The following is an 18,883-nucleotide window of genomic DNA, read 5'->3' on the forward strand; positions in this document are numbered from 1 at the left end:
TGTTGATCGACGTTGTGACTATTGCAGAAGTGCTTTGGCCGTGCGCTCGTCGGTAATCAGCCCATAAAGGCGACCGCTCCTAAGCACTGAACGGATAGCGTCTGCTTTGGAGAGCCCGCCAGCGAGGCCGATAATGCGGCTCATATCGGCATTTTCCACCGAAGCGGCAATGGTGCGTGCCGTCAGCCCTGTTTCAAGCCGCGTTCCGTTGATGTCGAAGAAATGCCCCAGCATTTCACCGACAGCGCCACGCTCTGCGATCTCTTCCATTTCCGACAGATCAATCACGCCTGATGTGACGAGCTGCGCATGGGCGTCGACAGTACCGATACCAACAATCTTGAGTTCGGCCTGACACCCCATTTCAAAGACGCTGGTAACACCCTTCTGGGCCAGTAGCACTTCGCGATCTTCTGCCGTATTTGCAAAGAAAGGCACTGGCATCACATAAGCAGGTCTGCCGGTTTTTTCGGCAATGCGATGCATCACATCATGTGGATTGGCCGCAAAATTTCGCGTCAGACCACCGAGCAGCGACACAAATTGCAAATCCTTCGCCGCCACGCGCGGCATGTGATTGACCGCTGCTGAAAGCGTACGGCCATGGCCGAGGCCGATCACTTCATGGTCGCCATGCTCGATTTCGCGGCGCAGAAATTCCGCACCCGCACTTCCGAGAGACAAGAGAGGCAAGGCATCTTCGCCGAGATCGGGCGCAACTTCGCAATATTCAAGATTATATTGCTCTGCTAGACGGTTTTCGAGGTCGATACATTCGGTGATATCGCCGTCGATTGTCACTTTAACCGCGCCATCAGCAACGGCTTTGGCGATCAATCGGTGCGCCTTCACAGATGGTAAGCCAAGGCGCTTTGCCACCGCTGACTGGGTCATGCCAGCAATGAAATGGAGCCAGGCTGCACGAAGGGCCAAGGAATCGTCTGAATCTGCCATTTTCGTGCTGCTTGCTCCCGATTCTTTATTCTTTTCTTGTAGTTATATTTTCAAATCGCCTGCGCCCGTGTCAATGTGCGGCGCCCAGAAGGCCACACTTTCCGCAATCTGCGGAATAACTTCACGGTCGTTTGGCTCACGTTCCTTGAATGAGAGTTCAAGGCAGATTTCGTTATCCACCGCACCGCCTTCAGCAAAAGCCTTGAGCAAAGGTTCAGGCTGGATACGGCCCTTGGCATTGAAAGCAGCGGTGAAAGGACGATGGCCGCCCTTATCCATAAGGCTCTGCTTGATGTGAATGATCGGTGAGACCTTGGGCACGGCACGCGCCCAAGCATAGGGGTCGAAATCGTCCGGGTTAGCGGAGGTGACATCGCCATGATCGATGTCGGCCATCATCCACATTGGAATTGCCATATTGGCGGCGGTCAGTCGATCCTGAAGCTTGATGCTTTCAGCGATTGTGTCTCCAAATTCACGACCAATGCTCATTGGTTCCCAGAAGACATATTCCAGACCGGCACGGCTCGCATGTTCGGCAACTTCCGCCCAGCAGTCGATCGCAATCTTAATCAGCTCTTCGCGGCGTTCAGGATTGTCAAAATCCTTGTAGGTGAAAATCGCAAACTGTGTTCCGACCGACTTGCCACCGAGATCGCCGATGATATCGGCAAATGTCTTGAACCAGTCGATGTAATAGCGGCGCACTTCGGCATCGGGATGGCCGAAATGGTTGAGGCGGCCATAGGGGCCCGTCATGCCCGACGTTACACGGACACCGGTGCGCTCTAATGCCTTGTCCATGTCGCGCGTCAGGCGACGAATGGTCGAAGCCTGCCAGCTTGGATTGATGAACTCGTGCGTGAGCTGCAGATCGCGCAGGCGCAGGTCGCGCGCAACGGTTTCGATCAGATCATCCGGCTCTGCAAAGCGGTTCACAAGCGGATTGGTGTTCAGCGAAAGCGTAAGGGCCATGGTGTCCTCGGTTGTCGCGCTTTATGCAGCAAGTTTGGCGTTGTCGAACCATGCAATGAAAGCAGTACGTTCGGCTTCGGTCAGATGCAGATAGTGCTTGGTGCGGCGATAGAGAATGTCGTTCGCCGTCTTCGCCCATTCTTTCGACACGAGATAGCGAACTTCAGCCTCATAGAGATTGCCGCCGAAATGCTGTCCAAGTCCGTTAAGATCGGATGCACCTGCAACGATGTCCTTGGTGCGGGCACCATAGAGACGCCCGTAGTGATGGACGAGCTTGCGCGGCATCCATGGATAGCTGTCGCGGAGGCTATTTGCGAAGGTTTCGTAATCCGCATTCGGGATTTCACCGCCCGGAAGCGGTGCACCATGAGTCCAGTCTCCGCCCATATTCGGGAAGATGTGCTTCAAGCGATACATACCGCGCTCTGCGAGCTCGCGGAATGTGGTGATCTTGCCACCAAACACGTTAAGCAGTGGCGCGTCGTTGGTCTCATCCAGATCGAAAACATAGTCGCGGGTGACAGCTGATGGATTGCCCTCACCGTCATCAAACAGCGGACGCACACCAGAGAAGCTGTGCAGCACGTCTTCGCGGCGCAGCTTTTCCTTGAAATAGCGGTTTACTGCGGTGAGCAGGTAATCGATTTCTTTTTCGTCTGCGCTGACGTCTTCGGCACGGCCTTCATAAGCGATATCGGTGGTGCCGATGAGCGCCTTGTCGCCTTCATATGGATTGATGAAGATCACGCGCTTGTCGTGGTTCTGAACCAGATAGGCATTCGCACCCGACCAGAACTTTGGCACGATGATATGGCTGCCCTTGACCAGACGCACATTGCGCGAAGAATTTGAGCCAGCCACATTGGTGATAACGTCTGTAACCCAAGGGCCTGCGCAATTGACGATGCAGCGCGCGCGGAAGCTGCGCACTTCGCCAGTATCGCGGTTTTTGGTTTCAACGACCCAGCCGCCTTTTTCGCGACGTGCGGAGGTAACTGGCGTACGGGTCAGAATGGTCGCGCCTTTTTCAGCGGCGCCCACAGCATTGAGAACGACGAGGCGGGCGTCATCCACCCAGCAATCGGAATACTCGAAGCCCTTGGTATATTGATCGAGAATCGGCGTGCCTTCCGGGTCGCGCTTCAAATCAAGTGTGCGGGTTCCGGGCAGCTTCTTGCGACCGCCAAGATGGTCGTAAAGGAACAGGCCGAGGCGGACGAGCCAAGCCGGACGATCCTGCGGACTGTGCGGCAGAACAAAGCGCATCGGCCAGATGATATGCGGTGCCGCATTAAGCAGAACTTCGCGCTCAATCAACGCTTCGCGGACAAGGCGAAATTCGTAATATTCGAGATAACGCAGGCCACCATGCACAAGCTTGCCTGAGCGGGACGAGGTGCCTTCGGCGAGGTCGTCTTTTTCCGCCAGCACAACCTTGAGGCCGCGCCCGGCTGCATCGCGAGCCACGCCCGCGCCGTTGATCCCGCCACCAATCACAAACAGATCGTAGATTTCCGGTTCAGCCATTTCATGCTCCTTCGGATGCCGGCATTCCGGCAAAATAATATGTAATTTCAGCCGATTGTCTAATTATCTATCAGCTGCGAGCTTGTCCCAGATAGGCTCTAAAGCCAGTCTTGCGTCCTTGTAGGCCGTGAAGAGTTCTTCATAGCGTTTCGCCTGCACTTCATCAGGCGCTTCAGTGGCTCCAAGCAGCGGGGCCACCCATTCTGCTATGCAGTCATCCATGGTCTTATAAGCGCCGATCGCAACCGCGGCCATCATGGCTGCACCTGCCGCACCAGCTTCTTCACGTGATGAAACGCGCACAGGTGCGTTGACCGCTGCAGACAAGGTGCTGCGCAGTGCGCGCGAGCGAGCGGCGCCGCCTGTCAGGCGCAATTCGGCGGGCATATCACCCATGGCCGCATAGCAATCGCGTGTCGCCATGCCGAGACCTTCGATCACCGAACGAACCAGTTCGGGAAAACGATCACGGCTTGAAAGACCGATAAAGCCCGCACGGGCAAAAGCGTTGACGAAAGGTCCGCGTTCTCCGGCTTCCGAAATATAAGGATGGTAAAGAAGCGCGCCGGGGCGGCTTGCGTTAAACCACTCATCGAGGCGCGGGATCAGATCGTTCAGCGAGACTTTTTTGTCTGCCGTCGACATGAGGTCGGCTGCGATCTGCAGAATCCAGTCGATATTGATCGTGGCGCCCATGTTGGTCTGAACCTGCGTGACGATGCCCGGAACTGGCAGCGCAATGACGTAACCCGTGCCTTCCGCATTCAGATGAATGTCGGAAACCTGCTTTGCACGCATATGCACGCCGGTCGATCCGATGGTCGAGCAACCTGCATCAGCGGTGCCGCAATAGACGCCCGCGCCAAGCGCGGTCATCACCATATCCACATAACCAAGGCTCACCGGCGTTCCGGCCAAAAGACCTGTCGCCGCAGCCGCTTCGGGGGTTAGCGGATGCTGGTTCAGAGTGCCGTCCACGATTTCGGGCAGCAAACCACGGCGCTTTTTAAGGCCGAGGGCTTCAATAACCACTTCGTCATATTGACGATTGCGGAAATTGCCGAAGGTGAAACTGGCTTCTGAAGGGTCCGTGGCGCGGACGCCGGTGAGGTTGAGGTAAAGCCAGTCCTTGCAATGAAGGGCGACTTCCGCATTGTCGAGCAGTTCCGGTACGAAACTGTCCATATGCGCCATCTGGGTGCCTTGCTGGCAGGTATTGAGGCCGGTACCGGTCGCTTCAAAGCGCGCGCGGTTCATCGGTCCTGCTGCAAGTTTGGTAACTGTATTGGCCGCGCGGGCGTCGAGCCAGATCCAGGCATCGCCAACAGGCTTGTTGTCTCGTCCGACCAGCCATGTACCGTCACCCTGGCCGGTGACGGAAACAGCGGCAGTGCGCTGGCTTAAGTTTGGAATTTTCTCGGCAAGGCCACGCAATGCGCTGGCGCAATCTTCCCATGTTTGGGAAAGCGACTGTGTAACAGCGCCATGTTCGCCGGTTTCATATTTATTTCGGACGGCTGCCGAATCGAGTTGCCGACCGCTAAGGTCGAATGCCACAGCCTTGACGACGGATGTGCCCGCGTCGATGCCGATGATTATATCACCTTGACCACGCATGACTAAATTATGCTTTCCCAATGAGGTCCTTGGCGGACATTTGGATTCCTCCCGCGACGAAATTTGTCGCTCGCTACCCATGTTTTTAATGAGAATGGGCCTTCGCTTATGATCGAGATAACATAACGATAACGGCCTGTCTGTAAAATTTTCGTGGGTAAGCATTTTTTTTCACCAAAAGGTGATTGTGGTGGAAATTGTAGTTCGAACCCTAGCTTCTTTGCGGATGGATTAGCATCTTCTGCTAGAAGAAAAGAAGTGGATGTCGTGTCTATATATCTGTTTTTAAATAATAAAAAATAGAACTAGCGTTTTTGGCAAGAGCATGTATTGCCAGTGACAGCTTTTAAAACCAAGTCTCCGCGTATCATTCAGAGCGGTGAAATTGGCGGCAGAATGGTCAGTTTTTAGCCCGAAACCGTGCGAAACGCGGCGCGTTACAAAAACATCCGATTGACAGTTATAGGTGTTTATAACATCATTATTGAAGTTGATAACATGTCGCTACCATAGCATATGGTCGCGGCGCATCTGTTTCCATGCTGCGCGGAGGGGCGGGGCCAGGGAATTATGTGGAGGATCGTCATGCATAAATTTGTCACTCCCATATCCACCTGTTCAAGCTTCCGTTTAGCTGCTGCTGGTCGGGTGCTTTATCGCGAGTGCAGTCTACAAGCGGTATGAATTCAGCCGCATAATCCGTTTTTACAACGACAATCCGGCAGAATTTGCTGAAGGCGTTTGATTATGAGTACACAAGCTAATCAAGTTTCACAGAAGCCCGCCAAGCTGAACCGCGCAGTCCTCTGGAGTGTGGTCGCTGCGGTCGTGGTTGTCGGTGCGATTGGATTTGACACGAAAGTCGTGAAGATCGGCTCGGACGCTGATGTGCGTCAGCAGGTTTTCTCGCCTGACGCCTATGGCGCATCAGAGTTTCCAAAGGTCAAGGCAAGCGTCGAAGAACGCGCCGCGGATGCCGTTGAAGTTGGCACCGCACTTGCGGCCGACAAGGATGCAGCCGGTAAGAAATATGGCGTCGGCAGCGTGAACCCGGTTATCCCGGTCAAGTTCACTGGCACTGTCGAAGAACGCAAGTCGAACTATAATGTCATCAAGGTCGATGGTTTCCCTGAAGGCATGGCTATCCGCGTTCAGACGGGTCCTGCTGTAAACGGCACCGATCTGCGTGATGCAACCGGTACAATCGAATTCGGTCAGTTCAAGAACCAGATCGAATTCCAGAACGCTGGTTCAGCTCTTAACAATGAGATGAAGAAGCAGGTTCTTGAAGGCGTCGATGTCGATAATCTCGTCGGCAAAACGGTTTCGGTCACGGGTGTTTTCAAGCTGGTCAACCCGAAGAACTGGCTGGTTACGCCAGTGGGGTTTGAAGTAAAATGACCGTTCAAACCAAAGTTGAAGGCAAGCACGGCGAAGTCGTTCTTTCCGCACATGATGTTGCCAAGGCTTATGGGCGTATCAATGCGCTCAAAGGCGTGAACTTTGAAATCCGTCGCGGTCAGGTCACAACGCTTTTTGGCGAAAACGGTGCTGGCAAGTCGACGCTGATGAAGGTTCTCTCGGGCGTCATTCAGCCAACTTCGGGCACGATCATCCTTGATGGCGAGCCGGTTGTGTTCAATTCTTCAACCGAGGCACGCGATCGTGGCATTTCGATCATCCATCAGGAGCTGAGCCTCGCGCCCAATATGAATGTGCGCGACAACATCTTCATGGGACGCGAAATTCGCGGTGCAACGGGCGTCAATTTCGCAGAAGAAGAACGCTTAACCCGCGAACTTCTTGCGGAACTTGAAGAAGATATCGATCCGCTAACGCCTGTTGAAGAGCTTCGTCTAGGTCAGCAGCAGGTTGTCGAAATCGCGCGTGCGCTTTCGGTCAATTCCCGCATTCTGATCATGGATGAGCCGACTTCAGCGCTCAGTGCTTCGGAAGTGGAAGTACTGTTCAAGGTCATTCGCGATCTTACCGCGCGCGGCGTGGCGATTGTGTATATTTCGCACCATCTCGAAGAAGCGCTGCAGATCACTGATCACGCGGTTGTGCTGCGCGATGGCGCTATGACCGCTTATGCACCGCGCGCCGATATTGATCTGGAATGGATCGTTCGCAACATGGTGGGCGAAAACTTCGATCTTGGTTCGCCTCCAACCGGTTACGAATGGGGCGATGTCGCGCTTTCCGTGGAAGGTCTGACGGTTCAGGACAAGTCCGGTGATTTTGCGCTTGTCGATAACATGTCGCTGAATGTGCGAGCCGGTGAGATCGTTTGTATTTATGGTCTGATGGGTGCGGGACGTACCGAACTTCTTGAAACCGTTGCAGGTCGCCTCAAGGCCAATTCGGGCAGCATTCTGCTTGAAGGCAGGGATGTGGCAGGCCTCACGATTGCCCAGCGCATTGATCAGGGGCTGGTTCTGGTACCGGAAGATCGCCAGCGTGATGGTCTTGTGCAGACGATGACGGTTGGCCGCAATCTTTCGCTGGCAAGCATTGGCGAAATGACGAAAGGCCTTTTTACCTCGACGAAGCGTGAAAAAAACATCGTTGATCAGTCGATTAAGAATGTTCACATCAAGACGGATGGTGGCGAAGCCGCAATCGGTTCGCTGTCTGGCGGCAACCAGCAGAAGGTCGTTATTGGCAAAATGCTGGCGACCGAGCCAAAGGTTATCCTTCTGGATGAGCCAAGCCGCGGTATCGATATTGGTGCCAAGGCAGAAGTGTTCAAGCTGCTGGCCGAAAAGGCCAAGGACGGGCTTGCAGTCGTCTATACGACATCTGAAGTCGGCGAATGCCTCAGCATCGCTCATCGTATCATCGTTATGCACCGTGGACGCATCTCGGCCGAATTCGGCTCCGATGTCTCCAAGGAAAAGATCATGGCCGCCTCGGGCGAGTCCATGGTCGGTCACTAAAATAGTTATGGAGCACTGATAGAATGTCAGTCACGAGCACCAACGACAAAAAGGCGGCGTCCACCGGGACAAAGCGCAAAACCAGCATCGTGCATTTGCTGCTCGAAGGCCGTGCGTTCTTTGCGTTGATTGCGATCATCGCAGCCTTCTCGTTCCTTTCGCCTTATTACTTTACCGTCAATAACTTCCTCATCATGTCCTCGCATGTGGCCATTTTCGGCTTGCTGGCGATTGGTATGCTGCTGGTTATCCTCAATGGCGGTATTGATCTTTCGGTCGGTTCTACACTGGGGCTTGCGGGCGTTGTCGCGGGCTTCCTCATGCAGGGCGTCAATATTCCGGAACTGGGTGTTATCCTTTACTTCCCGGTTTGGGCGGTTGTCATCATCACCTGTGCCCTGGGCGCATTTGTTGGTGCGGTGAACGGTGTTCTGATCGCTTATCTGCGCGTTCCGGCCTTCGTGGCGACACTCGGCGTGCTTTATTGCGCACGCGGTGTAGCGCTTCTGATGACCAATGGTCTGACCTACAACAATCTTGGTGGTCGTCCTGAGCTCGGCAATACCGGCTTCGACTGGCTCGGCTTCAACACGCTTTTTGGTGTGCCGATTGGCGTTCTGGTACTTGCTGTTCTTGCCATCATCGTTGCGGTCGTACTCAACCGCACCGCATTTGGCCGCTGGCTCTATGCTTCGGGTGGGAATGAACGTGCAGCTGAACTGTCGGGCGTTCCAGTGAAGCGCGTGCAGATCTCTGTCTATGTGATTTCGGGCGTCTGTGCTGCAATCGCTGGTCTGGTTCTGTCATCGCAGCTGACTTCGGCTGGTCCGACCGCAGGCACCACTTATGAGCTGACGGCAATCGCGGCAGTCGTGATCGGCGGCGCAGCGCTTACGGGTGGTCGAGGTACAATTCTCGGTACGCTTCTCGGTGCTTTTGTTATCGGTTTCCTTTCCGATGGCCTCGTGATCATCGGCGTATCATCCTACTGGCAGACTGTCTTTACGGGTGCAGTGATCGTGCTCGCAGTTCTGCTCAACAGCATTCAATATTCCCGACGTTGATAATTACGGCCCCATTCACCGTTCCGGGTGGGGCCGGTTCTTCGGGGGTAGCGAAAACTTTCCAAGACGGCGACCAAGCTTAAAAGTCTCGCCCACTGGAAATGGTAACGCCGGGAAACCGGCATAACTCAACGATAATTTTACGGGAGTGAGACATGTTTAAGAAGGGTATGCGCGTTCTGTTTGCTGCTGCTGCAGCATTGCCGCTTATCGCCAGCACCGCATGGGCTGAAGGTCTGATCTCGATCGTGGTCAACGATCCTTCGAACCCATATTGGTACACCGAAGGTGAAATCGCCAAGAAGACCGCTGAAGGCCTCGGCTATTCGGCTGTTGTTGGGGGCCACAAGGGCGACACCAACACCGAAAGCAACCTGATCGACACCGCGATCACCAACAAGTCGGTCGCGATCATTCTCGACCCGGCAAATGCTGACGGTTCGGTCGGTGCAGTCAAGCGCGCTGTCGCAGCTGGCATTCCAGTGTTCCTCGTAAACGCTGAAATCAACCAGGAAGGCCTCGCAAAGGCACAGCTCGTTTCCAACAACGCACAGGGCGCAGCACTCGGTGCAACGCAGTGGGTTGAGAGCGTTGGTGAAGAAGGCAAGTATGTTGAGCTGTTCGGTTCGCCGTCGGACAACAATGCGGCCACCCGTTCGAATGGCTATGAAACTGTTCTTTCGCAGTATCCGGACCTCGTAAAGGCTGGTCAGGACGTTGCTAACTGGAACCGTACCCAGGGCCACGACAAGATGCAGGCTCTGCTTCAGGCAAACCCAGACATCATCGGCGTTATCTCGGGTAACGACGAAATGGCTCTTGGCGCGATTGCTGCTCTGAAAAAGGCTGGCAAGCTCGACAAGGTCAAGGTTGGTGGTTTCGACGGTTCGCCAGACGCAGTCGCTGCGATCAAGGCTGGTGAACTGCAGTACACCGTTCTGCAGCCAGTTGCGATTTTCTCGGAAGCTGCAGTCAAGCAGGCCGACACGTTCATCAAGACCGGTAAGACCGGCGTTGACCAGGAAAAGCAGCTTTTCGATTGCTTCCTGATCACCAAGGACAATGTCGACAAGTACACTGCTCCGTTCGTTCTCGAACAGTAAGACCTGAAAAGATGGAGCGCGGGCTTAACCTCGCGCTCCTCTCTCTATTTTTCGTACCGATGCTATGAATCGGGACCGGTCAATAATTGAGCGGGCTGGGGACGAGTGGTAAGCATGGTCACAAGCAACAAAGCAAGCATAGACAACCTGATGACAGAGCAGGTGCCGAACGATAGTCGGCACGCACGTCAGCTGGTTCGCCGCCAGCAAATTGCTGAAATGATTATGTCGGAAGGGTCGGTGCGGATCGAAGATCTGACCGAACGTTTCGCAATCAGCCTCATGACCGCGCATCGCGACGTGGATGAGCTGGTAAGCCGCGGCCTGTTTCGCAAATCACGCGGTATTGTTTCCGCAGCCCCCACTAGCCTTATCGAAGCAAGCGATCTCTATCGCGTTGCGCGTCAATCCGAAGAAAAGAAACTGATCGCTGAAGCCGCGATGCAATTCGTAGAGCCGGGTCAGGCCATTTTCTTCGATGACTCAACAACTGTTCTTCAAATGGTTCCCTATCTTTCCGATAAGGGACCGCTGACGGTCATTACCAATTCGCTGATCCTGATGAATGAAGTGCGCGACATGAAAGATGTCACGCTGCTAGGTCTCGGTGGTCAGCTGTACAACTGGTGCAACGCCTTTGTTGGCGGCATGACGATCCATGAAATCCGCCGTCTGCGTGCCGATGTGGCTTTCATTTCGATCTCGGCGATTATGGACGATCTGCTGTTTCACCAGTCGCCCGAAATGGTTGAAACCAAGCGTGCCATGCTGGAAAGCGCTGCAAAGCGCGTGCTGTTGACCGATCACACAAAGTTTGAGCGCCGGGCGCTGCATAATTTTGGTGCGCTGAGTGATTTTGATGTCGTCATTGTCGATGACAAGACTCCGCATGAACATATCGAACGCATGCAGTCGCAGAACATCAATGTGGTTATCGCCAGTTCTGGCGGAACAAGAGAATAAGCCTCAGTACTTCATCGCATACATATCAGGAAATACGATCCATGCCGTCTCTGTTGGGAATTGATAGCGGACTGACCGTCACCAAGGCCGTAATATTTGACGTTGATGGCTCGACGCTTGCCGTTGCCCGCCGCCGCGTCGCGCAATCCTTCCCACGCCCCCGCCATGTCGAACGCGACATGGATGAATTCTGGAATGCGACTGCGGATGCAATTGCTGAAGCACTTGCAAAAAGTGGACGCCCTGCATCTGATATTCTAGCCATCGCCACCACCGCCCATGGTGACGGCATCTACATGCTCGATAAGGATTGCCGCCCGCTTGGCAAAGGCATTCTGTCGCTGGATAGCCGTGCCGTTGATGTGGCTGAGCGCTGGGTGAACAGCCCTGTCGCAGAACAGTCGATTGCGATCACCGGTCAGCTGCCGCACGCCTCTGCACCGTCCGCCATTCTGGCCTGGGTTAAGGAAAATGAGCCTGAACGCTATGGGCGCATCGGGCATGTGATTGCGTGTAAGGATTGGCTGCGTTTCTGCCTGACGGGCGAAGTCGGCACTGATCGTACCGAGGCATCGACGTCTTTTACTGATTATAAAACGCAAGACTATTCCAAAGACGCGCTCAAACTTTTCGGCCTTGAGGCACTTTGGGATGCGCTGCCGCCGATGTCGCGCTCGGATGAGATCATTGGCGGTGTTTCGCAAGAATGCGCAAACCGTACCGGGCTTGTTGCTGAAACACCTGTTGTTGGCGGCCTTCATGATGTGACCGCTTCTGCGCTGGGTGTTGGCGGTCTCAAGATTGGTACAGTTGCGGTTGTTGCCGGGACCTACTCGATCAATGAAACGCTGTCGTCGAAACCCAATGTCGATAAGAGCTGGTTCTGCCGCAATGGGATTGCGCCGGGAGAGTGGAACAATATGTCCATCTCGCCTGCTTCCACTGCAAATTACGACTGGTTCCTCGACAAGCTCTGCCCGGCGGAACGTCTTGAAGCTGAGAAAACCGGCCGCTCGATCCACGATATGTTGCGCCCGGAAATTGACGCCGCACTGGCCAAGCCTTCAACAGCTCTGTTTCATCCCTATCTGTTCGGCTCACCTTACGGTGCTATGGCTAGTGGCGCGTTCTTCGGTTTGCGCGGCTGGCAGGAACGTGGCGATATGCTGCGCGCGGTCTGGGAAGGCATTGCCTTTAACCACCGTATCCATGTCGACCATCTGAAAAGCGGTTTTGAAATTTCCGCAGCGCGTCTAACCGGCGGCGTGTCGCGCAGCCCATCTTTTGCGCAGATGTTTGCCAATGTGCTGGGTATGCCGGTCACAGTCACCGATACGGATGAAGCGGCAGCATGGGGTGCCGCACTTTGTGCAGGCAAAGGCGCTGGCGTTTTCGCTGATGTTTATAGCGATCCCCGCGATCTTGATGCAATTGGCCGGACCTACACACCGGATGCAGCGCGTAGCGAGCAGTATGAAAAGCGCTATGCGCTGTTCAAGGAAATCGCATCTGCACTTGGACCGATCTGGCCTAAGATCGATGCTCTAACGGATTGAAATCCAATGCGCTTCTAAGCGCACCGAATATGTAAAGACAGTGAAATGAACGATTTCGTAAACAGCGCCCAAATGAAGAACCGCATCAGTCAACTCGAAGCTGACGGTGTTGATGTGCTCATTCTGGGTGCGGGTATCAATGGTGCGGGTCTCTATCGCGATCTGAGTGAACAGGGCGTGAGCTGTTTCATCGTCGATAAGGGGGACTTTGGTTCCGGCACGAGTGCTGCCCCGTCACGCCTCATTCATGGTGGTCTCAAATATCTCGAAACCGGTGAGTTTGGCCTCGTGGCGCAATCAACCGTTGAGCGTAATATCCTGCTCAAAAACGCGCCGCATAATGTCCGGCCGCTGCCGACATTTATTCCGGTTTTCTCCTGGACCAAGGGTATTGCCGCAGCACTTCGTACCCTGTTCGGTTCAACCACAGCACCGCGCAGCCGTGGCGCAGTTCTCATCAAGATTGGTCTTGGTCTTTACGATTATTTTGGTGCGCGTGAGCGCGTCATGCCTAAGCATAATTTTCTCTTCAAGAAGAGTGCCTTGAAGGAAATGCCTTATATGACACCGTCTATTGTGGGTGGTGGCATTTATTATGATGCATGGGTGAGTAAGCCAGAACGTCTGGTTTATGAGCTTGTCAGCGACGGCCTGAAAGCCAATCCGAAGAGCGCAGCGGCCAATTTTACCTCCATTGTTGCAGCCCGCGACGGTGCAGTGAGCTTTGAAGGGCCGGATGGTGCTGCTTTCACGATCAAGCCAAAGATCGTCATCAATGCCGCTGGTCCATGGATCGATCATGTCAACGCGGCGCTTGGCAAAGAAACCAAGATGATCGGCGGCACCAAGGGTTCGCATATCCTTGTAGATCACCCCGAGCTGGTGAAGAGCCTGAAGGGCCGGATGATCTATTTCGAGGCGGATGATGGTCGTATCTGCCTTGTCTATGATTATCATGGTCTGGCGCTGGTCGGTTCGACAGATATTCCGGCAAACAATCCGGATGAGGTTTTCGCGGAAGACAAGGAAATCGATTACTTTATCGAGAGCCTGCGGTCGCTGCTGCCGAAGCTGAAGTTCGATCGCAGCCAGATCGTCTATACCTATAGCGGCATTCGCCCGCTGCCCGCCTCCAATGCATCGGAACCGGGGCTTATCAGCCGGGACCACTCCGCACCAGTTATTGAGCCGGATGCAGACCGTCCGTTTGCGATCATTTCGCTGGTTGGTGGTAAGTGGACGACCTTCCGCGGTTTTGCGGAAGAAGTGGCAGATACGGTACTCAAGCGTTTTGGTCGCGAGCGTCTTAAATCAACCCGCACTTTAACCATCGGTGGCGGCAAGGACTACCCGGCGGATGACCGTGCACGCACCGCATGGGTGGCGAAGCACGCCAAGGAAACCGGGCTTGCAGTCGAACGTGTCGAGACACTTTTGCAGCGCTATGGCACGACCGCTCTGCCGATCATTCAGGACGAAGCCAAAGTTGGCGTTACACTTCTGCCCGATACGGACAGCATCAGCCGTGCGGAAATTGCGTGGATTGCGCGTAATGAGCTGGTGGTGCATCTCTCGGACGTTGTTCTGCGACGCACTACACTGGCAATTGACGGCGCGTTGTCGAATGCCAATCTTGCGGCAATCGCCGACATTCTCAGTGTTGAATTTGGTTGGGATGCGGTGAGGAAGGAGCAGGAGCTTGAGCTTGTTATTGCCGAGCTTTCAAAACGCCACGGCATGACGCTTGGTGAGCAGCCAGCGAAACGCCGCTAATTGATTCAAATCTATTTGATAAACGCCGGTCATGAGATCGGCGTTTTGCTATTTCTTTGCCATGTCATGACGCTATCTTATGCACGGACAGGAGAACGCTATGGAAATCAAAAGAAATGGATCTGCGCCATCAGGTGTGGGTCCGGCAGACTGGTTCACGGGCAAAGTTCGCATCGATCCGTTGTTTTCGCCCAATGACGCGCGGCGCGCTGCAGCGGCAACCGTTACATTTGAACCGGGTGCCCGGACCGCTTGGCACACCCATCCACTGGGCCAGACACTGATTGTTACCGCTGGTTTGGGGTTGGTGCAGCGTGAGGGCGGACCGATAGAAGAAATCCGTCCCGGCGATGTCGTCTGGTTTGAGCCAAATGAAAAGCATTGGCATGGTGCGTCACCAAAAAATGCGATGACCCATATTGCCATGCAGGAGCAGCTCGACGGTAAAGTCGTTGACTGGATGGAGCATGTGACGGACGCTCAGTATCCGAGTGTCTGAATAAAAAAACGGGCCATTGGCCCGTTTTTCAGATCATGCTCAACTGCACGCCATAGGGTGGCAAAGTTATAGTCTTGCTACCTGCAACCACCACATCCTGTTCATGTGGTGTAATATTGACCAGCCAGACCTTCTCTTCCACCGCCATTGCCAGAACGTCCGATGGACGCGAAGACTGGCACAGCCTGAAGTTTTTCCCGGCAAGCTGTGCAAGTGCTTTTACAGCGTTGAATAAAGGGCGCTTGTTACCAATAGCGATCGGTTCATTCTCATCCGCAATGAGCCCGAAAGGCCCGGTGAGGGCTGAAAGCGTAAGGCTGTCGAGACCAGCATTCAGCACCGATATGGCATAGGCCAATGCGAAGCTTTCCGCGAATTTCCCGTTATGGCGCGGATCGCGATTGGCCATGGCAATGCGCTTGCCATTCGGGTTTTCCATCGTCCTGCTGCCATAAGGATTCTGGCGCATGGGGATGGTCGACGGCCCGATGCGATAGGGCTTGTCGCCGTAGATCGCGCGCACCGAACGGGTAATGAAAGGCAGCGCCTCCAGTGTTTGCATAACGCTCAGATCATCAGCGGCATGAACAATTGGATTGGTGCAATGGGTGACGAAATCAATAAGCTCGCCCGGAACTCGCTTGCGATTAAGTTCGGTGAAATAGCTCAGCATTCCGCCGCCAAGCTGCACATTCGGGAATGCTGCTCTTGCTGCTGCATAAACATCTTCAAGCGGCGGGCAGGGTGGCCATTCACTGCCGGGCGGTGTCGACTGCCGATCTATAGCCGGTGAAACAATGACCGCATCCGGGGTAAAGCCAGCCGCTTTCATGTCAGAAGCGATAGCAGTCGTCTCTTCGATGAGCGATTTCGCGCAAGGCAATGCAATTTCGAGCGAAACGCGCCCGCCATGCTTCGCAGCCAGGGCTGCAAAATCCGCAAAGGTCGAACCTTTGTGCCCTGCCAGTGGATCGTAATGAAATAACAGATCCTGCGGACCAATCTCCTGCAACAGATCAATTGCGGCGAGGCTTGCTTTGGCTTCTTCCGGTGTGATGATAATGCCGATATTCGGCATTCTGCCGCTTGTGTCACCAAGCGTGATGTTCACCGGCTCCGCATTACGGGTGTTATTTGGTGTCGCCGCGCGTGTGTCGGAAATGTTGAGGACGATGCGCTGATGCTGGGGTTTGGCGGCTTCGATCTGGTAAGGCCATGGCAAAGCCAACGGACGTACATAGGTCTTGTAAGATGCATCGGACCAGTTGCGCTGATCTTCCATCTCAAACGTATCGCCTTCCATGCGGCATTCGGCCGTAACGCCAGGCATGGCCTCATGGGTGATTGCACGCATGTCTTTGAAAGGCTGCCATGGCTCGATCAGATCGGGCAGGCGGGTGTTGTTGAGTGTACTGTCTACATGCTCGACGCTCACAGGTGCGCCTGCCACACCGACGATTGGATGCAGAATGCAAAAGCCGCACCGGTTGGTTTCAAAACCTGTCGCGGTATTCGCTACGGCGTCGAAAGTGAGCGTACCGCCACTCTCTGCCTGAATGCGGACATCAATGGTGAGTTGGGTCGCATCCGGGCCTTCGCAACGTGCCTGATAGGTGACAATGAAACCGCTGTCGTTTTGCTCGACATTCAGATCATGGATTTCCGGGTTGTAGGTTCCCCAGTCTCGATCCCGCACGAGATAGGAGACAGCGCGCAAAACTTCGACGCCGTCATAAGTGATGGTGCGAAGATTGCCGTCGCTTAAATCCAGGCCAAGCAAGCCTGCTTTCAGATGCGTTGGCTGAGCTTCGGCTTCTCGCGTTCCATAGAGCAGGAAAGGATCGACGTTGCTCATTTGAGCAACGCCGTAATGTCGACGCGATTGCCGTTTGCGGCACTGTCATAGGCGGCTTCAACAAGCGCGAAAGTCTTGAGATTATCCGCACCCGATGTCGAGGTTTCTTCGCGAGTTTCCAGCTTGTCCACCCAATGCTGCTGAATGGCAAAAACGCTTTCCTGAATATTGTGCCATGGACGTGAGGCCCACGAGAGCAGTTTTGGCGAAACGTCGGAAACTGTGGTGCCGCTCGGCGTAATCACTTCAAGGCGATAACCCTGAAAAAGCCGGATCGAGCCTTCAGTGCCATCTACTTCGATGAGCGTTTCCGGAAAAGGGTCGGTTTCGAGCTTGGTGGCATAGCTTACGTCAACAATGGAAGTAGCACCATTTTCATGGTCCATGAGGATGGTTGCTACATCTTCACCCTTGATCTTCGGGTTCACACGCTTTGTGCGAGCAACAAGGCTGGTCACATCGCCCAGAATGAAGCGTGCAATATCAAGCGTATGAATGCCTAAATCTTCGATGATGAAGCGTTCGCCTTCTGCAAGATATGGCTGGCCGGAAAACACGTCGAAGCCCGAGCGGAAGGAGAAACGTCCCCAGAACGGCGTGCCGATGACGCCACTGTCGAGTGCCTTGCGCACTGCCTGAATAGGCGTCTGCCAGCGGAAGTTTTCATGCACCATGAGCGGAATGCCTGCTTCATCGCAAACCTTCACCATGGCCTTGGCATCATCAAGCGTTTTGGCAAAAGGCTTCTGGCAGATTGCTGGCACCTTGTGGGCGGCAGCAAGTTCCACCAGAGCACGATGGCTTGAAACCGTGGTGGCGATATCGACAAAGTCGATGCCGCCATCTGCAAACAGCGCTTGCGCATCCGTGTAGCGGCGTTCGATGCCAAACTGGTCACCGACAATCTTCAACCGCTCAGGATCGCGGTCGCAGATTGCCACGATTTTGGCACCCGAAACGTCATTCCATGCGTGCATCTGGTTGATTGCGAAGAAACCGCAGCCGATCAGAGCGCCATTCAATTGTGCCATTTACTGAGCCTTTATCCTGCTTTTGCCATTTGCATGAGTGTAACGCGCTGCTGGAGGCGGCGCTGTGCCTGATCAACCACCACGGCAATGATGATGACAAGCCCTTTGATGACCATCTGCCAGAAGGACGAAACACCCATCATAACCAAACCGTCGGAGAGAATACCGATGACGAATGCACCGATGATTGTGCCGCCAATGGTGCCGCGTCCGCCCGACATTGAAGTCCCGCCGAGGACGGCTGCCGCAATGGCATTCAGCTCGAACGAGTTGCCGGTTGCCGGATGCGAAGACATCAGTTCGGACGAGATGATAAGCCCGGCGATCGCCGCACAGAAGCCCGAAAACATGTAAACGAACATCTTTACGCGGTCGACGCGGATACCCGACATGCGTGCCGCACGTTCATTGCCGCCGACTGCGAAAATCTGGCGACCAAGCGGCGTGTATCGCGCGATATAGGCTGCGGCCAATGCGACGACGATCAGAATCCAGATCGAGACCGGAAGACCGAGAATGCTGCCTGATCCGAGGAAGGCGAAGCCGGTTGTGCCCAGATCTTCGCGGCCTACAAGGTTCGGGAAGGTCTGGCCGTCCGAGGACAGAAGTGCCAGGCCACGCGCTACATAAAGCGTGCCGAGTGTCGCAATGAAAGGCGCAACATTCAGTTTGGTTATCAATAGCCCGTTTATGAAGCCGACTGCGACACCCACAGCCAATGTGATCAGCGAGATTTCAATGATGTTGAAATAGATCGTATAGCCGATGCCAAGATCGATCCCGTAGATCAGAAGACCGCCGGCAACCATGCCGCAAAGCCCCACAATGGAGCCGACGGAAAGGTCGATGCCGCCTGTGATGATGACGAAGGTCATGCCCATTGCAAGAAATGCGTTAAGCGCAACGTGCTTCGACATCAGGATCAGGTTGGCAGCTGACAGGAAGTTCGGCGCTGCGAACGAGAAGAAGATGAACACCGCGAAAAGCGCGATGAAGGTTCTCAGTTTCATCAGCGTCAGCAGGG

At 54.5% G+C, this 18,883-nt stretch carries 15 protein-coding genes; 8 read left to right on the top strand and 7 right to left on the bottom strand.

The features are described 5' to 3' along the window. Positions 1–18: 18 nt before the first annotated feature. The 4 genes from RT142_RS19930 to RT142_RS19945 form a co-directional block, all read right to left on the bottom strand. Positions 19–954, bottom strand: coding sequence for a sugar-binding transcriptional regulator (locus RT142_RS19930; RefSeq protein ID WP_007878295.1), 936 nt, complete (start codon positions 952–954; stop codon positions 19–21). Positions 955–996: 42 nt separating this feature from the next. After that, the gene (locus tag RT142_RS19935; RefSeq protein WP_313030977.1) at positions 997–1,929 is read right to left on the bottom strand and encodes a TIM barrel protein; all 933 of its coding nucleotides are present in this window, start codon (positions 1,927–1,929) and stop codon (positions 997–999) included. A gap of 21 nt (positions 1,930–1,950) precedes the next feature. Further along, entirely contained in the window at positions 1,951–3,459 is a 1,509-nt protein-coding gene (locus RT142_RS19940) for a glycerol-3-phosphate dehydrogenase (protein ID WP_313030979.1), read from the bottom strand. A gap of 63 nt (positions 3,460–3,522) precedes the next feature. Then, positions 3,523–5,076 carry an FGGY-family carbohydrate kinase gene (locus tag RT142_RS19945; protein WP_313030982.1) on the bottom strand — a complete coding sequence of 518 codons (1,554 nt, stop codon included), beginning with the start codon at positions 5,074–5,076 and terminating at the stop codon, positions 3,523–3,525. Positions 5,077–5,823: 747 nt separating this feature from the next. Between RT142_RS19945 and RT142_RS19950 the strand changes: the two genes are divergently transcribed. From RT142_RS19950 to RT142_RS19985, 8 genes are all read left to right on the top strand, one after another. Beyond that, positions 5,824–6,477 carry a DUF2291 family protein gene (locus tag RT142_RS19950; RefSeq protein WP_007878304.1) on the top strand — a complete coding sequence of 218 codons (654 nt, stop codon included), beginning with the start codon at positions 5,824–5,826 and terminating at the stop codon, positions 6,475–6,477. Beyond that, positions 6,474–8,015: a sugar ABC transporter ATP-binding protein gene (locus tag RT142_RS19955; protein ID WP_313030986.1), complete on the top strand. Its 1,542-nt coding sequence runs from the start codon at positions 6,474–6,476 to the stop codon at positions 8,013–8,015. The genes RT142_RS19950 and RT142_RS19955 overlap by 4 nt, the downstream gene beginning before the upstream one ends. Before the next feature lie 23 nt (positions 8,016–8,038). Then, complete coding sequence (locus RT142_RS19960) at positions 8,039–9,079, top strand: ABC transporter permease (protein WP_113158440.1); 1,041 nt, start codon at positions 8,039–8,041, stop codon at positions 9,077–9,079. 155 nt (positions 9,080–9,234) lie between these two features. After that, the gene (locus RT142_RS19965; protein ID WP_007878309.1) at positions 9,235–10,182 is read left to right on the top strand and encodes a D-ribose ABC transporter substrate-binding protein; all 948 of its coding nucleotides are present in this window, start codon (positions 9,235–9,237) and stop codon (positions 10,180–10,182) included. A 114-nt stretch (positions 10,183–10,296) separates the two neighbouring features. Further along, entirely contained in the window at positions 10,297–11,145 is an 849-nt protein-coding gene (locus RT142_RS19970; protein WP_313030990.1) for a DeoR/GlpR family DNA-binding transcription regulator, read from the top strand. 41 nt (positions 11,146–11,186) lie between these two features. Next, entirely contained in the window at positions 11,187–12,701 is a 1,515-nt protein-coding gene (locus RT142_RS19975; protein WP_313030993.1) for an FGGY-family carbohydrate kinase, read from the top strand. Between the two features lie 45 nt (positions 12,702–12,746). Further along, positions 12,747–14,474, top strand: a complete 1,728-nt coding sequence (locus RT142_RS19980; RefSeq protein ID WP_112806167.1) for a glycerol-3-phosphate dehydrogenase/oxidase — start codon at positions 12,747–12,749, stop codon at positions 14,472–14,474. A gap of 100 nt (positions 14,475–14,574) precedes the next feature. Beyond that, a complete protein-coding gene (locus RT142_RS19985; protein WP_007878316.1) occupies positions 14,575–14,973 on the top strand; it encodes a cupin domain-containing protein in 399 nt (132 codons plus the stop codon). 28 nt (positions 14,974–15,001) lie between these two features. On the opposite strand, the gene RT142_RS19990 is transcribed toward RT142_RS19985, so the two are convergent. Genes RT142_RS19990 through RT142_RS20000 form a run of 3 tightly spaced genes read right to left on the bottom strand, consistent with a single transcriptional unit; the run spans position 15,002 to position 18,881 of the window. Beyond that, positions 15,002–16,828 (bottom strand): hypothetical protein, encoded by a 1,827-nt coding sequence (locus RT142_RS19990; protein ID WP_313030996.1) that lies wholly within the window; start codon positions 16,826–16,828, stop codon positions 15,002–15,004. Continuing rightward, positions 16,825–17,859 (bottom strand): Gfo/Idh/MocA family protein, encoded by a 1,035-nt coding sequence (locus tag RT142_RS19995; protein WP_112806163.1) that lies wholly within the window; start codon positions 17,857–17,859, stop codon positions 16,825–16,827. Before RT142_RS19995 ends, RT142_RS19990 begins: the two co-directional genes overlap by 4 nt. 11 nt (positions 17,860–17,870) lie before the next feature. Beyond that, entirely contained in the window at positions 17,871–18,881 is a 1,011-nt protein-coding gene (locus RT142_RS20000; RefSeq protein ID WP_313031000.1) for an ABC transporter permease, read from the bottom strand. Between the last annotated feature and the right edge of the window lie 2 nt (positions 18,882–18,883).

Source organism: Brucella sp. (assembly GCF_032066345.1).
GTDB classification, from domain to species: Bacteria; Pseudomonadota; Alphaproteobacteria; order Rhizobiales; family Rhizobiaceae; genus Brucella; species Brucella pseudogrignonensis.